The organism is SAR86 cluster bacterium, from assembly GCA_023703575.1.
Taxonomy (GTDB): domain Bacteria; phylum Pseudomonadota; class Gammaproteobacteria; order Magnimaribacterales; family Magnimaribacteraceae; genus Magnimaribacter.
The window spans coordinates 1,326,782-1,340,838 of sequence record CP097969.1 but is presented as its reverse complement, the minus strand read 5'-3'; the positions used below and the strand labels follow the sequence as shown (position 1 = coordinate 1,340,838).

Genomic DNA, 14,057 nt, shown 5'->3' with positions numbered 1-14,057 from the left:
GAAGCATTGTCATATAACTTGTGAATTCTACAGATCAGACTAGTTCTTGGACAGAAAAAGGTTTGATGGGTTCCAATCGTGATTAATGGAAAATAAAAAAAAGATATCACTGAATTACATCGCTCTTCCTGCCGACCAAGGACAAAGGGTTGATCAAATAACTGCAAAACAATTCCCTAATTATTCAAGAGCACATATTCAGAGGTGGATCAAAGATGGCGACTTACTAGTTAATAATAAGGAAGTTAAATCCAAATATATTGTGCAAACAGATGATGCTGTATCAGTAAATTTTTTCGAAGAATCTCAATTAATCGATCTTCCTGAAGATATTGCTATTGATGTAATGTTTGAAGATACAGAAATACTAATAATTAATAAGCCTGCAGGCTTGGTTGTTCATCCGGGCTCAGGAAATAGAACGGGCACCTTGGTGAATGCTTTATTAGCTTATGATGAGAACCTCAGCTTCCTGCCTCGAGCGGGAATAGTTCATAGACTGGATAAAGACACATCTGGTTTGATGGTTATATCTAAAACAGAAAGCTCTTATCTTAATTTAGTGGAGCAACTCAAGGAAAGATCAGTAACTAGAGCATATTTAGCAATGGTCGTAGGAGTGCCGGTTATCAACAAAACGATAAATGAACCCATTGGAAGGCATCCAAAAATAAGGACAAAGCAAGCTGTTAATCAAAATGGAAAGGAAGCAATTACAAGGTTTAGCATTCTCGAAAACCTAGATGGATATTCTTTATTAAAGGTAAATCTGGATACTGGACGTACTCATCAGATAAGAGTTCATTTATCTCATATAGGCTTCCCCATAATCGGTGACCCTCTTTATGGCAGTAGAAATAAATTTTCTCGAGGATCAAGTGAAGAGCAAAAAAAAATAATTTCCAACTTTAAAAGACAAGCCCTGCACGCAGAGGAACTTCAATTAAAACATCCCTCTAGTGGAGAGTTGTTATCATTTAAAGCTTCTATGCCTTCAGATATGCAAACTCTGCTAAATCAATTAAAAATAAATGGGTACTGATTTCTTAAAACCCAGAGCACCCCTTGGAGATAAAATTCAGTGCCTATCATTCACTAAAGATTATTTTTACAAAAATAATATAAGTCCAGAAAAATCTCGAATACTAGAGGATTTTACTAAATTTGAAGATATCCCTATTCAATATATGAACCAAGTTCACGGAAACAGATTAGAAACAATATTCTCTCATTCATCATTTCCTGTAGATGGAACAGATTCTTTATTTTCTTCGACCAGCAATCTTGCTTTGGGTGTTTTGACTGCCGACTGTCTACCAATCGCCTTATCAAAAAATGATGGAAGTGAGTTTGCTATTTTGCATGCAGGCTGGAAAGGCCTTTTATCGGGAGTAATTGAATCTACACTCACCTCATTCACTAAAGGCTGTTCTGATGTATCTGCATGGATAGGACCCTCAATATCCTCAAAAAACTATGAAGTTGGCAATGATTTATATGAATCTTTTATAAATAAGGATGATGAATCAGAATCCAACTTTATAGAGAAAGGCCATGATAAATGGCTATTTAGTCTGCATGGGGAGGCGAAAAGAATTTTGGGCAAATATGATATTAATGTAGATTTTTCTTCGGAGTGCACATTCGAATCGGAATCATTATTTTCTTACAGAAGAGATCAAACTGAAAATAGAATACTTTCTATCATTTGGAGAAATGAATGAAAACTAGAGGTTTTATAGGATTAGGAGTAATGGGATTTCCAATGGCTGGATATATATCAATGAAATATCCAACTCTAGTTTTCAATCGCTCTGTTGCTAAGGCAGAAAATTGGATTAAAACCTATAAAGGTGAGATTGGTAATAGTCCAGCAGAACTCGGTAATGTCTGTGAAGAGATTTATATGTGTATTGGAAACGACGATGATGTGAGAGAAGTTATATCCGGAGAAAATGGTATTTTAAGTTCAATATCACCGGGGGGTATAATCGTTGATCACACCACAACATCTTCTATTCTTTCAAGTGAGATGAGCGAGATGTGCTTAAAAAAGGGAGTTCATTACATAGATGCTCCTGTTTCGGGTGGGCAAGCTGGCGCCGAGAATGGTTCCCTGACGATTATGGCAGGTGGAGATAAAGATGCATTCGAAAAGGCAAACATCACTATGAACTGTTATGCAAAATTTACAAAATTAATGGGGTCGTCCGGAGCGGGTCAGCTGACCAAAATGGTGAATCAAATATGTATAGCTGGATTAGTTCAAGGACTTGCTGAAGGTATCTATTTTTCAGAAAAAGCTGGTTTAGTAACAGAAGAAGTAATAGAAGTTATATCAAAAGGAGCAGCACAATCATGGCAAATGGATAACCGCTGGGAATCTATGTCTCAAGATCATTACGATCACGGTTTCGCTGTTGACCACATGCGTAAAGATCTAAAAATAGCAATGCAAGAAGCAGAAAATCAAGGTGTTAGCCTTGAAATTACGAAACTCATAGATGAATTTTACAAAGACATCCAAAAAATGGGTGGCAGCAGGTGGGATACTTCCAGCTTATTGAAAAGATTACAAAATAATGACTAACTTCCCAAATGCTAGCGATCAAGCAGTTAAAGGCTTATTGGATCGATCCAAAGATAATTTATTTAATTTGGCTGAACAAATGAAAATAGAGAATTTGAGTGAAGAATTTTTAGCTGAAATAGTCACTCCAATCTCTTTATACCTAGATCAGACATTTCCCAAAAGAAACCAACCATATTTTATTTGTTTTACGGGGGGACAAGGTTCTGGAAAGACAACACTTTCTTTTTTTATACAAGAAGTACTAAATGAAACAGTAAAACGACCTGCTATGGGATTTTCTATTGACGATATTTATAAGTCCCAAGAAGAAAGAAGATCTCTCGCAAAGGAAATCCATCCACTTTGTTATGTAAGAGGAGTGCCAGGAACCCATGATATTAAAATGGGTTTGGATCTAATTCATGAATTATCCAATGCAAGTCCTGAGACAGAGACGAAGATTCCTGCCTTTTGTAAACCTGAAGATCGACATTATCCTTCAGAAGAATGGCCTATATACAAAGGAAAACCTGATTTTATTTTTTTTGATGCATGGTGTGGTGGGGCTAAGCCATTGCCTGAAGAGAATTGGCTGCCACCTTTAAATCAGCTCGAAAAGGAGGAAGATCCAGAAGGAATTTGGTCTAAATGGAGTAACCAGGAGCTATCTAAGGACTATCAGACTATGTTTTCTTTGTTTGATTTATTGCTAATGATAAAAGTACCTAATATGGATTTTGTTTATGAAAGTAGGTGGATACAAGAGCAGACTTTAGCAAAGACTGTTAAAGATAAAGATCTAAAAGGTAAGATAATGACAAAAGAAGAGGTGTATCGTTTTGTCATGCATTATGAGCGTTTAACGCACTATATTTTAGAAGAACTACCCAGATTATCTGACATTGTCTTAGCAAGAGATGGCAATTTTAAATTCTCTATTTCAAAAACCCCCTAGATGCAGTTAATATAAGGTTTTCTTGACTTAGACATATCAAATGTCACAATGCTCAACCTCCTTAGATTTGGAGCAACTTTATACAAATATTAAATGGACAAAAGTAATAAATCTGGTGCTGAAGCATTAATCCATTCTCTTCATCTTGAGGGGGTAGATCTTATGTTTGGATACCCAGGAGGAGCAGCACTGCATATCTATGATGCAATATTTAATCAAAACTATGTAGACCATATTCTTGTGAGACATGAGCAAGGAGCCGTCCATGCTGCTGATGGATATGCAAGAGCAACTGGAAAGCCAGGTGTTGCATTAGTCACCTCAGGACCAGGAGCCACTAATGCCATTACAGGCTTAGCAACTGCTTACATGGATTCCACGCCCATCGTAGTTATTTCAGGACAAGTTAAATCCAATTTAATTGGAACAGATTCTTTTCAAGAAACTGACATGATTGGCGTATCGCGACCTATCGTAAAGCATAGTTTCCTTGTTCAAAGAGCAGAAGATATACCTGATATCGTAAAAAAAGCCTTTCATATCGCCACAACAGGCAGAAAAGGTCCGGTTGTTATTGATATCCCTAAAGATTTTACCGATCCGGAATATAAATTTGAATTCAATTATCCATCAGAAATAAACATGCGTTCGTATAAGCCTCCAGAAGGTGCAGATACTTCGAGGATAAAAGAAGCGGCTGATTTAATCGCAACAGCTAAAAGACCTGTCATTTATTCCGGAGGCGGTGTAAATCAAAATAATGCTTCTGAAGAATTAACCGCTCTGGCAAAACTTTTAAATTTTCCAGTTACCAATACTTTGATGGGATTAGGTGCCTTCCCAGGTTCAGATCCACAATTTATGGGCATGTTGGGTATGCATGGAACTTATCAGGCAAATATGGCTATGCATAATGCAGATTTAATCATTGCAGTAGGTGCTAGGTTTGATGATCGAATTACAAATGATCCTAATCAATTTGCTCTCAGTGCTAAGAAAATTCATATCGATGTAGATCCTGCGTCAGTCTCAAAAATTATTCATGCTGATGTACCAATTGTTGGTTCTGCAAAAGAATCATTAACTGCACTTATTGAAGAACTTAAATCTAGAGATCTAAAGACTAATGAATCTGATATTTCTGAGTGGAATCAACAGATTGCAAACTGGCGAGATGCACACGGCTTGAATCATTCTTTATTAGAGATGGGAGCACAGAATGGCAAGATACTTCCTCAGCAAGTCATACAATCTCTTTATAAAGAAACAAATGGAGAGGCTTTCGTCACATCAGATGTGGGTCAACATCAGATGTTTGCTGCTCAGTATTATCATTTTGATAAGCCAAGACAATGGATAAATTCTGGAGGTCTTGGCACCATGGGCTTTGGACTTCCCTCGGCAATGGGAGTTCAGCTGGCATACCCCGACTCTATAGTCTCATGTGTTACTGGTGAAGGAAGTATACAGATGTGTATCCAAGAACTTTCAACATGTCTTCAATATGGGTTGCCTATAAAAATCATTAATCTTAATAACGCCGCATTGGGAATGGTAAAACAATGGCAAGACATGCAATACGGAGGTAGGCATTCATCTAGTACATATGAAAATTCACTACCAGATTTTGTGGCACTTACAGAGTCATATGGACATGTAGGTATTAAAGTTTCAAAATTCGATGAGCTAGAATCAGCCATGAAAGAGTGCATATCCCTTAAAGATAAACTGGTATTTTTAGATGTGGATGTTGATCCGAATGAACATGTTTATCCTATGCTTGAGGCTGGCAATGCGATGGATCACATGCGTCTTAGTAAAGACGAAAAGACTTGGTAATGAAAAGAGTAATTGCTTTATTAATGGAAAACCAACCCGGGGCTCTTTCCAGAGTAGTTGGCCTTTTTTCTCAAAGAGGTTACAACATTGAGACGCTAGTTGTTGCTCCAACTAATGATGCAACTCTTTCTAGATTAACTATGTCTACTGAGGGCGATGAAAAAGTGGTAGAACAAATAACCAAGCAACTGGATAAATTAATTGATGTTGTGATGGTTACTAATCTAAGTGAATCTGAATTTGTGGAAAGAGAGTTGATGTTAATAAAGTTTACAAAAAATTCTTTTCCAGAGAATGTCTTTGATGAAACCAATATAGTATCTAAGAATAATGAAATTATAAATGTACAGGTAGTAGGTACTTCATTGGAATTGGATAACTTGATTTCAGAGATTGAAGCAAATAATCCCCTTGAAATTGTCAGGTCCGGTTCTTTAGGAATATCATCTGATGAAAAAACCTTAACTATAGAAAATTAACAGGAGCGAGTTATGCAAGTTTATTATGATAAAGATGCTGATCTAGATATTATTAAAAATAAAAAAGTAGTCATAGTTGGTTATGGTTCACAAGGTCATGCACATGCAAATAATCTTAAAGATTCGGGTGGAAATGTAACCGTTGCACTCAGAAAAGAATCTGCTTCCTGGTCAAAAGCTGAAGCTGCTGGGCTGAATGTTCAAGAAGTTGCAGAGGCCGTAAAAGATGCTGATATGGTAATGATTTTAATGCCTGACGAATTGCAATCTGCTACTTATAAGAGTGAGATAGAAAATAACATTAAACAAGGAGCTGTTTTAGCTTTTGCGCATGGATTTAACATACATTTTGACATGATAGAGCCGAGGGAAGACCTTGATGTGATAATGGTTGCTCCAAAAGGGCCTGGTCATACTGTTAGGTCTCAATACGAAATAGGTGCAGGAGTTCCTTGCCTTATTGCGATTCACAAAGACATATCTGGGAATGCAAAAGAAATTGGTCTTTCATATGCTTCAGCTATAGGTTCTGGGAGAGCTGGTATTATTGAAACTAACTTTAAGGACGAAACAGAAACTGATTTATTTGGAGAACAAGCAGTTCTTTGTGGAGGGCTTACACAATTAATCCAAAATGGTTACGAAGTCTTAGTCGAAGACGGATATCCACCTGAAATGGCCTATTTCGAATGCTTGCATGAAGTGAAACTTATAGTAGATCTTATATACGAAGGTGGATTAGAGAATATGAGATATAGTATTTCTAATACAGCAGAATTTGGTGATTACGTGAGTGGGCCAAAAGTAGTTAATTCTGATGCCAAAGAGGAAATGAGAGCAGTATTGAAAAGAATTCAATCTGGTGAATTTGCTCAAGAATTTATGAGCGATTGCAGAGAGAGTAATGATGGAAAGGGCGGACCAAGGATGAAGGAGTATCGTCAACAAACTTCAGAACACTCAATAGAAAAAGTAGGCTCTGAACTTAGAGCTATGATGCCTTGGATAGCTCAAAACAAAATTGTAGATAAAGCCAAAAATTAAGCTTATGTCTGATGACCATCATGAAAGTCTAGATCTCTTTGATGATCATGAAGAGGTTGTATCCGAGGATGGTAAGAAGGTTACTCGAAGAGGAATATATTTACTGCCTAATCTGTTAACAACCGCTTCACTTTTTTCAGGATTTTTCTCAATTGTTTCTGCCATAAATGGAAATTTCATTGCTTCAGGTATGGCCCTATTTGCCGCTCAAATGCTTGATGGTCTGGATGGAAGAGTTGCGAGATTAACAAATTCTCAGAGTTTATTTGGTGCGCAATATGATAGTCTTTGCGATGTCATTTCTTTTGGTCTTGCACCGGCTATTATTGTTTTTCTTTGGGGCTTAGATTCCTTAGGCCAAACTGGCTGGGTCTTCTCTTTTTTCTATGTTGCTGCTGCAGCATTAAGGCTAGCTAGATTTAATACCTTCATAGGTTCAGAGGATACTTACTTCAAAGGATTGCCCAGTCCTGTTGCTAGCGCTACAGTCGTCTATTTTGTATGGGCAATGAGTTCTTTTGGTATTCAGGGAGAAGAAGTTGGAAGAATCTTAGCAATATTTACTGCTCTTCTGACTGGATTCGTCTCTCTTTTGATGGTGGTAAACATTCCTTACTATAGTTTCAAAGAGATAGAACTTAAAAAGAGAGTTCCGTTCTTTTCAATGTTATTTGTAGTATTTATTTTTGTGCTTATTTCTATAGATCCACCAATAGTACTGGCAAGCCTTGCTTTTGCTTATATCATTTCCGGCCCTTTGTTATGGGTTAAGAAAAGAATCAAAAACTAGCTCGTTCTTCTCCAATAACCGGTAAAACTCATTTGATTTGTTTCAAGACCAAACTTTTGTTTGAGTGTTTTTCTTATTAGTGAAGTTTGTTTAGCCTCTCCGGCTCCAAAAACATAGAGATTGTCAGTTTTTATTTCTAGTTCTTCAATTTTTTTTGATAATTTCGAACTCTTACCTGCTGGTTCATTATTTCTGTAGATCCTCTCGATACAATTATTTGGATCAAGAAATTCAAATTGGGAAGACTTGTTTTGAGTTTCAAAAAGACACTTATAATTAGATTTATTATCTAAGTTTTCTATCGATGCAAGGACTGCTGCTTGAGCAGTTTCGTCTGCTATGAATAGAAAGTTATCAGTTCCTTCCGGAGGAGTGAAGGTTGTTCTTGGACCCCATATAGCTACTTCGGAGTCTTCATTTACTTTTTCAGCCCAGTTAGCTAGTGGAACCAGGAAGAAATATGAGCGTGGGTTTGAAATATGACTTTTAAATCGTAAAGTTAGAAAAAGGGCCTGCTGGCCCTTTTTTTATGTATGTTTTATTAACTAGAATATTAAATTTGATGTAATATGCTCGCTCCACGAACGTGGGTCTGTAGCTCAGCTTGGTTAGAGCGCACCCCTGATAAGGGTGAGGTCGGAAGTTCAAGTCTTCCCAGACCCACCATCTTCAATTAAATGACTTGCTAATTAAACGCTAAAGAAAGTAATATTATTCTATGAAATTAAAATATCTTACTCTCGCATTTGTCATGATCCTTTTATCCTCTTGTGCAATAATCACTGATGAGTATCAAGTCAATCAAAGGAAGGTAATAGCTTATTTGCTCGAAGATTTACCTCTTCCTAGTGATGCTGATATCATAAAAGTGCCTTCAGTGCTGCTAGGAACTGGTGATGCTATTTCGGGAAGAATTGTACTATCTTCAGGCTATAGCCCTGCTGAAAATTTAATTTTTTATGGCAATGAAACCCCATCAACTGGTTGGTCTCTTCTATCTTCAAAAGTTGGTGAGGAAGTACTCTTGGTTTATACAAAAAATGACCGAATAGCTACTATAGATATGAAACCGGCAGGTGGTTTTGTGCCTTTTCTAGCAGGAGATCAGGCTAGTGACATTGTAATATCCGTTATTCATCCTGATTCAATCGCTGAACAGAATCCATACAGCGATTTAAATTATAATAACCTACCAGAAGTTCCATAAAATTTCTAACAGAAAAGTTAGATCTGTATTCTTATAAACTCTCGGGTTTTCCTATCTATGCTTTCATATTATTAATATGTTCAAAAGAACTTTAACTGCTATTTACGTAATTTTTTTTACTAATCTGGCATTCTGCGAAGTCAAAGAACTGACTATCTTGCATACAAATGACTTGCATGCACATCTCTTTCCAAGGATCGCACCTTGGATTAGTGAATCTAGAAAGATTGGGGGTTTTGCCAATTTAGCTACCTTAGTAAAACAAGAAAAGGCATCTAACCCTAATAATATTCTTATTGACGCTGGAGATTACTTCTCAGGCCCCTATATAAGTACTTTAACCAAGGGTGAGGCAGTGATTAAGTCGATGAACTTTTTGGGAATTGATGCAGCTTGCATAGGCAATCATGAATTTGATCATGGATGGGATAATATGCTGGAACAAATCAAGAAAGCTAATTTTCCAATTCTTAATGGTAATCTTTTTTTTGAAGGGACTAATGATTTAGTTTGGGATAACCCTTATTTAATTCTAGAAAGAGCAGGATTAAAAATTGGAATTATTGGTCTTCATGGCAAGTTTGCTTTCTATGACACCATCAATTTTAAAATGACAGAAGGTATTGAAGCCAGAGATGAAGAAGAGTATCTGAGACAATATATAAAAGAGTTAGAACCCATAACAGACATCATTATTCTTGCGGTGCATCAAGGAATGCCTGGGAGACAATCTACCATTGGATTAACTGATGTCGAGAGAAATCTTTATAAGGATATCCTCCTCGCCCGGAATGTTCCCGGTGTGGATATTATTGTTACTGGACATGCCCACCAGGGAACAGAAAAGGCTCTGGTTTCGAATGGCACAATTATTGTTTCAACCAATGCAACTGCAACTGAGCTCGGAAAACTGCAAGTTATGTTTGATACAGAAAAAAAGAAAATAGTCTCCCATTCTAACGAACTCATAACTATTTATGATGATGAGCTAGAAGATGATCCAGATATGTTGCGTGAAATTACTTTTTGGCAAAAAGAAGTAGACCAAGTTGCAAAAGTACCAATTGTTTCCTCCACAAAAAGACTTGTAAGAGCATACGGAAAAGAATCCAATATGGGCAACTTATTCGCTGATGCAATAGAAGCTTTTGATCCTAGAATAGATCTAGCCGTTGTAAACAGTGGTGCTCTTAGACAGGACATAAAACCTGGAACAGTAACGAAAGGGGATTTAATTTCTGCATTTCCGTTTCCTAATACTGTTGTCATGACAAAATTAAAAGGCTCTCAAGTTGTAAAAATATTTAATCATGCTGCAGGTATGACAAATGGCATATTGCAAGTTTCAAAAAATGCCAAATATTCATTTAGTCCTAGAAATAAGGCACACGAAATTTGGATCAAAGGAAAGCCATTAAAAAATGATGATGAATATTGGGTAGCCGCTCCTAATTTTGTTACGCAGGGGGGAGACGGATATTGGGAATTTCAGAACTCAATTGAGTATATTGATACAGGGGTTTTGATAGTTGATGCTGCTGAGTATTTTCTTCATGATATGGAGGTTTATGAACCCAAATATGAAGGTAGAGTCCTTGTTATCGATTCAGAAATTTAATATCGTCTCTTAGCTAACACATAAGAAATTTACTAAAAGTTATTCTATTTGTAACTTTACTCAAACATAATGTTTTTATGAACTTTACAAAATATTTATCCAAATTTACCTTTCTCTTATTATTTGTTTTGAGCTACGGTGTTTCCTCTCATGATGAAAGTAAGGTCGCTAAATATTCTTCGGAGTTAGCTCATGCACCTTCACCACTTCCGGATAGAGTAGTGTTAACTTGGGAAGCTGATCCAGCTACCACTCAATCTGTTACTTGGCGTACAGACGCCTCAACAAAAAAAGGAATGGCTCATTTGGCACTAGCAAATGCAAATGGAAGAGCTTTAGAAATAGAGGAGTTTATTGCAGAAACTTCTTTCTTCAAGAGCGATATTAATGAGGCTAATTATCACACTGTAACTTTCAAAAATCTTGATCCAGATACTCTCTATACTTATCGTGTGGGTGATGGAGTAAATTGGACAGAGTATTACCATTTCAAAACAGCTAGTGATAGGCCTAGACCTTTTAGCTTCATTTATTTTGGTGACGCTCAAAATGAAGTGCGCACACATTGGTCGAGGGTTTTTAGGGAGGCATTTAGAGATGCACCACGAGCTGCATTTACGTTACATGCCGGTGATTTAATCGATAACCCTAATTGGGACGCTGAGTGGGGAGATTGGCATCAAGGCCCTGACTGGGTGAATGGTACGATTCCTGTTATAGCAACTCCTGGAAACCATGAATATTATCGTATTAATCAAGGTCCTGAATCTGAGCGTTATTGGCAGACAAAAGATGGAAAGACTATAGATGTCATGATGACCGCATTTGAACCTATGCCATCTGATAAAGGAACGACCTATAAAGTTTCATTTACTGGACCAGAAGGCAATAGTGCCTCCTTTGAGTTTAATGATGGAGGTAATATCATTTTTGTCGATGATCAAGTTGAATCCATTACAGGATTCAAAAAAAGCGAATTAGTTGGTTCAAGTTTTTACTCCAAGCCTCTTTATGATCGCCAAAGAGATCGAGGAACCCCAGCCGTAAGTAATCATTGGCGTCCACAATTTGCTTTCCCTATTCAAGATGTTCCTGATGAAACTCTTAAAGAGACTGTTTATTACATTGATTATCAAGGTGTACGTTTTATTTCATTGGATTCAAATAAGGCAAAAGAAATACAGATTCCTTGGTTTAGAAAAGTACTAGAAGATAATCCTAATCGATGGACTGTTGTGGCTTTTCATCATCCGGTCTTTTCTCCTGGATCAGATCGAGATAATAAAGAGCTTCGCGAACTATGGAAGCCTCTCTTAGATGAATTTAAGGTAGATTTAGTTCTTAGTGGTCATGATCATACCTATGCACGTACCGGTCAGGTAGACACCGAAAATTTGGAAAATGTACCCTCTGGCTATCAACAAGCCTATGATCCTGAAATTGGAACAGTATATGTTGTATCTGTAAGTGGACCGAAGATGTATGGCATTACTAAAGGTAATTATGCTAAGCGAGTAGCTGAAAATACTCAGCTTTATCAGATTATCAATATTGACGACAAAAACCTAACTTATAAAGCTTACGAGGCAACAGGAAAGCTTTATGATCAATTTACACTCCAAAAAAGAAAGGGGCTGCCTAACCTTTTACTCGAAGCTCTTCCGGAAGAAAATAGGAAATAATAATTCTTAAAGAATCTCCGATTGGTCTATATTGAACACTTAAGATATATTTCACAGTGTGGAGACAAGAAAAGAAACATACCTAAAGTTGTTGGTCAGTAGGGGTTATGACAATCCTAAATTATCTGAGCTAAGTGAGTCAGCACTCAAAGAGATTCTTAAGAATGAAGAATCCTTTTATAAGAGAAATTCTAGTGAGTAGAACATTACTATGGTTTGCTTACTTTTTGGTATTCACTACACCGATACAGATTGCATTTTGCTTATGGACTTACTCTTTCCTTTTTTCTCCAGAGTATAGCTTAATGACTTTTAGTACTTCTGATTTCTTGGAACTTACATTCCTTAAACCTATTAAAGTTTGGATGTATTCTTGGTTCTGGAATAATTTCTTAAATTTTGTCTGGAGCCTCCCAGCAAGCATAATGGTTACAGTGAAACTGATTGTTAATACATGGCTAGGGCTATGGCTCCTTCCAATCGCAAAGGATTTAAATGATAAAAAAAGCACTTAGGAATTTCTTGGCGAAACGCACCATAGGTAGCAAGCTTAGAAATTACAGCATGAATACTTTCTCCAGCTATGATCTGTTTAAAAAGATTAGAATAGATGCTGAGGCTAAAAGGGACTTGGAAAATAGACCGCACGAAGTAACATATTTTCATAAGGTAGATGATCCTTACTCACATTTAACTATTCAGTATCTAGAAAAAATTAAGGCTTCTTATGGTGTAGTTTTAAAACCTATATTAGTTGGAGATGAAAACCCTGAAACCATTCATGAACCTAATTTATATAATGCTTATTGTTTGGAAGATTCAAAACGCATAGCTCCTTACTATGGTATTGACTTTCAACCAACATCTTATCCAAAAAAGGAATTAGTTGATTTGTCTAATGCTATTTTGACTTCGGTTGAAGAAGATAAGTTTTCAGAAGTTGCTAAAGAAGTAAGCAATGCATTATGGCAAGGGGATGAAGATACCTTGAGTTCTTTATCTAAGGTTTATAGCTCCACTGAGACAGAAGTATCAGAGAAATTAGCTGCAGGTAATTCGATAAGAAATGCAAAAGGTTATTATTTTGGATCTGCCTTTTATTATGAAAAGGAACTTTATTGGGGTGTAGATAGGATTGATCACTTAGAAGATAGATTATCTGAACTTGGTCTAAAGAAAGATACAAACAATGAACCAATTTGTGCTCCTATTTTAAATTCTCCCCCATCTTTGGAATCAGATAAACAAGTTAATTTATATTACTATCCCTCTTTGAACAGTCCATATACCTATGCTAGTGCAAAAAGAGTTGGAGAAATGAGAGATGACTATCCTGTAAACTTGATTACGAAGCCCGTTTTACCAATGCTAATGCGCAATATGAAAATTATTGATCTAAAAGCCAAGTACATTATTTCTGACGCCGCCCGTGAGGCAAGAAAACATGGATATCCAATGGGTCAAATTTATTCTCCAATCGGCAAACCAGCCAGGAAAGCTTATTCTTTATTTCCTGTGATCGATGAGGCTGGAAAAGGGTTTGAGTATATTGACGAACTATTAAAAGCTTCTTTTTATGAAGGGATTAACATAGGCGAAGATGAATATTTAAAGTCTTTAGTCGAAAGACTTGGACTAGATTGGTCTATAATCAAAAAAGACTTAAATACAAAAAAATGGAAAAAGGTTTTGGATGATAATCTTAAAGATATGTATGCGGGTAACTGTTGGGGAGTACCAAGCTTTAAGATTACTGATTTAGATGGTAAAGAACCATTTTATGTCTGGGGCCAAGATAGGATGTGGCTTCTGAAGGAAGAAATAAATAGGCGTTTAGCTTAATTACTTATCTAATATTTTAAGAAATCAGG

14 protein-coding genes and 1 tRNA gene are annotated in these 14,057 nt (G+C 36.6%); all 15 read left to right on the top strand.

Annotation, left to right across the window (positions count from 1 at the left end):
* Positions 1 to 85: 85 nt before the first annotated feature.
* Positions 86 to 1,042 carry an RluA family pseudouridine synthase gene (locus tag M9C83_06840; protein ID URQ66357.1) on the top strand — a complete coding sequence of 319 codons (957 nt, stop codon included), beginning with the start codon at positions 86 to 88 and terminating at the stop codon, positions 1,040 to 1,042.
* Positions 1,032 to 1,724: a peptidoglycan editing factor PgeF gene (gene pgeF, locus M9C83_06835; GenBank protein ID URQ66356.1), complete on the top strand. Its 693-nt coding sequence runs from the start codon at positions 1,032 to 1,034 to the stop codon at positions 1,722 to 1,724. The genes M9C83_06840 and pgeF overlap by 11 nt, the downstream gene beginning before the upstream one ends.
* The gene (locus M9C83_06830) at positions 1,721 to 2,590 is read left to right on the top strand and encodes an NAD(P)-dependent oxidoreductase (protein URQ66355.1); all 870 of its coding nucleotides are present in this window, start codon (positions 1,721 to 1,723) and stop codon (positions 2,588 to 2,590) included. The genes pgeF and M9C83_06830 overlap by 4 nt, the downstream gene beginning before the upstream one ends.
* On the top strand, positions 2,583 to 3,527 hold the full coding sequence (locus M9C83_06825) for a kinase (GenBank protein URQ66354.1): 945 nt from the start codon (positions 2,583 to 2,585) through the stop codon (positions 3,525 to 3,527). Before M9C83_06830 ends, M9C83_06825 begins: the two co-directional genes overlap by 8 nt.
* A gap of 93 nt (positions 3,528 to 3,620) precedes the next feature.
* On the top strand, positions 3,621 to 5,366 hold the full coding sequence (locus tag M9C83_06820; protein ID URQ66353.1) for an acetolactate synthase 3 large subunit: 1,746 nt from the start codon (positions 3,621 to 3,623) through the stop codon (positions 5,364 to 5,366).
* Positions 5,366 to 5,845, top strand: a complete 480-nt coding sequence (ilvN, locus tag M9C83_06815; GenBank protein ID URQ66352.1) for an acetolactate synthase small subunit — start codon at positions 5,366 to 5,368, stop codon at positions 5,843 to 5,845. Before M9C83_06820 ends, ilvN begins: the two co-directional genes overlap by 1 nt.
* A gap of 12 nt (positions 5,846 to 5,857) precedes the next feature.
* The gene (gene ilvC / locus M9C83_06810; protein ID URQ66351.1) at positions 5,858 to 6,889 is read left to right on the top strand and encodes a ketol-acid reductoisomerase; all 1,032 of its coding nucleotides are present in this window, start codon (positions 5,858 to 5,860) and stop codon (positions 6,887 to 6,889) included.
* A gap of 4 nt (positions 6,890 to 6,893) precedes the next feature.
* Positions 6,894 to 7,679 (top strand): CDP-diacylglycerol--serine O-phosphatidyltransferase, encoded by a 786-nt coding sequence (gene pssA, locus M9C83_06805; GenBank protein URQ66350.1) that lies wholly within the window; start codon positions 6,894 to 6,896, stop codon positions 7,677 to 7,679.
* A gap of 339 nt (positions 7,680 to 8,018) precedes the next feature.
* The gene (locus tag M9C83_06800) at positions 8,019 to 8,162 is read left to right on the top strand and encodes a hypothetical protein (GenBank protein URQ66349.1); all 144 of its coding nucleotides are present in this window, start codon (positions 8,019 to 8,021) and stop codon (positions 8,160 to 8,162) included.
* A 105-nt stretch (positions 8,163 to 8,267) separates the two neighbouring features.
* Positions 8,268 to 8,345: transfer RNA gene (locus M9C83_06795), tRNA-Ile, on the top strand.
* Positions 8,346 to 8,397: 52 nt separating this feature from the next.
* The gene (locus M9C83_06790; protein URQ66348.1) at positions 8,398 to 8,886 is read left to right on the top strand and encodes a hypothetical protein; all 489 of its coding nucleotides are present in this window, start codon (positions 8,398 to 8,400) and stop codon (positions 8,884 to 8,886) included.
* A gap of 76 nt (positions 8,887 to 8,962) precedes the next feature.
* On the top strand, positions 8,963 to 10,504 hold the full coding sequence (locus M9C83_06785) for a bifunctional metallophosphatase/5'-nucleotidase (protein URQ66347.1): 1,542 nt from the start codon (positions 8,963 to 8,965) through the stop codon (positions 10,502 to 10,504).
* A 77-nt stretch (positions 10,505 to 10,581) separates the two neighbouring features.
* On the top strand, positions 10,582 to 12,186 hold the full coding sequence (locus tag M9C83_06780) for a fibronectin type III domain-containing protein (protein ID URQ66346.1): 1,605 nt from the start codon (positions 10,582 to 10,584) through the stop codon (positions 12,184 to 12,186).
* Positions 12,187 to 12,380: 194 nt separating this feature from the next.
* Positions 12,381 to 12,701, top strand: coding sequence for a hypothetical protein (locus M9C83_06775; GenBank protein ID URQ66345.1), 321 nt, complete (start codon positions 12,381 to 12,383; stop codon positions 12,699 to 12,701).
* Positions 12,682 to 14,028 carry a DsbA family protein gene (locus M9C83_06770; protein URQ66344.1) on the top strand — a complete coding sequence of 449 codons (1,347 nt, stop codon included), beginning with the start codon at positions 12,682 to 12,684 and terminating at the stop codon, positions 14,026 to 14,028. The genes M9C83_06775 and M9C83_06770 overlap by 20 nt, the downstream gene beginning before the upstream one ends.
* Positions 14,029 to 14,057: the final 29 nt, after the last annotated feature.

What these genes read in the sequence shown, in the direction of transcription:
- M9C83_06840 (URQ66357.1), top strand. Translation starts at nt 86, where the DNA reads ATGGAAAATAAAAAAAAGATATCACTGAATTACATCGCTCTTCCTGCC.
- pgeF (URQ66356.1), top strand. Translation starts at nt 1,032, where the DNA reads ATGGGTACTGATTTCTTAAAACCCAGAGCACCCCTTGGAGATAAAATT.
- M9C83_06830 (URQ66355.1), top strand. Translation starts at nt 1,721, where the DNA reads ATGAAAACTAGAGGTTTTATAGGATTAGGAGTAATGGGATTTCCAATG.
- M9C83_06825 (URQ66354.1), top strand. Translation starts at nt 2,583, where the DNA reads ATGACTAACTTCCCAAATGCTAGCGATCAAGCAGTTAAAGGCTTATTG.
- M9C83_06820 (URQ66353.1), top strand. Translation starts at nt 3,621, where the DNA reads ATGGACAAAAGTAATAAATCTGGTGCTGAAGCATTAATCCATTCTCTT.
- ilvN (URQ66352.1), top strand. Translation starts at nt 5,366, where the DNA reads ATGAAAAGAGTAATTGCTTTATTAATGGAAAACCAACCCGGGGCTCTT.
- ilvC (URQ66351.1), top strand. Translation starts at nt 5,858, where the DNA reads ATGCAAGTTTATTATGATAAAGATGCTGATCTAGATATTATTAAAAAT.
- pssA (URQ66350.1), top strand. Translation starts at nt 6,894, where the DNA reads ATGTCTGATGACCATCATGAAAGTCTAGATCTCTTTGATGATCATGAA.
- M9C83_06800 (URQ66349.1), top strand. Translation starts at nt 8,019, where the DNA reads ATGAATAGAAAGTTATCAGTTCCTTCCGGAGGAGTGAAGGTTGTTCTT.
- M9C83_06790 (URQ66348.1), top strand. Translation starts at nt 8,398, where the DNA reads ATGAAATTAAAATATCTTACTCTCGCATTTGTCATGATCCTTTTATCC.
- M9C83_06785 (URQ66347.1), top strand. Translation starts at nt 8,963, where the DNA reads ATGTTCAAAAGAACTTTAACTGCTATTTACGTAATTTTTTTTACTAAT.
- M9C83_06780 (URQ66346.1), top strand. Translation starts at nt 10,582, where the DNA reads ATGAACTTTACAAAATATTTATCCAAATTTACCTTTCTCTTATTATTT.
- M9C83_06770 (URQ66344.1), top strand. Translation starts at nt 12,682, where the DNA reads ATGATAAAAAAAGCACTTAGGAATTTCTTGGCGAAACGCACCATAGGT.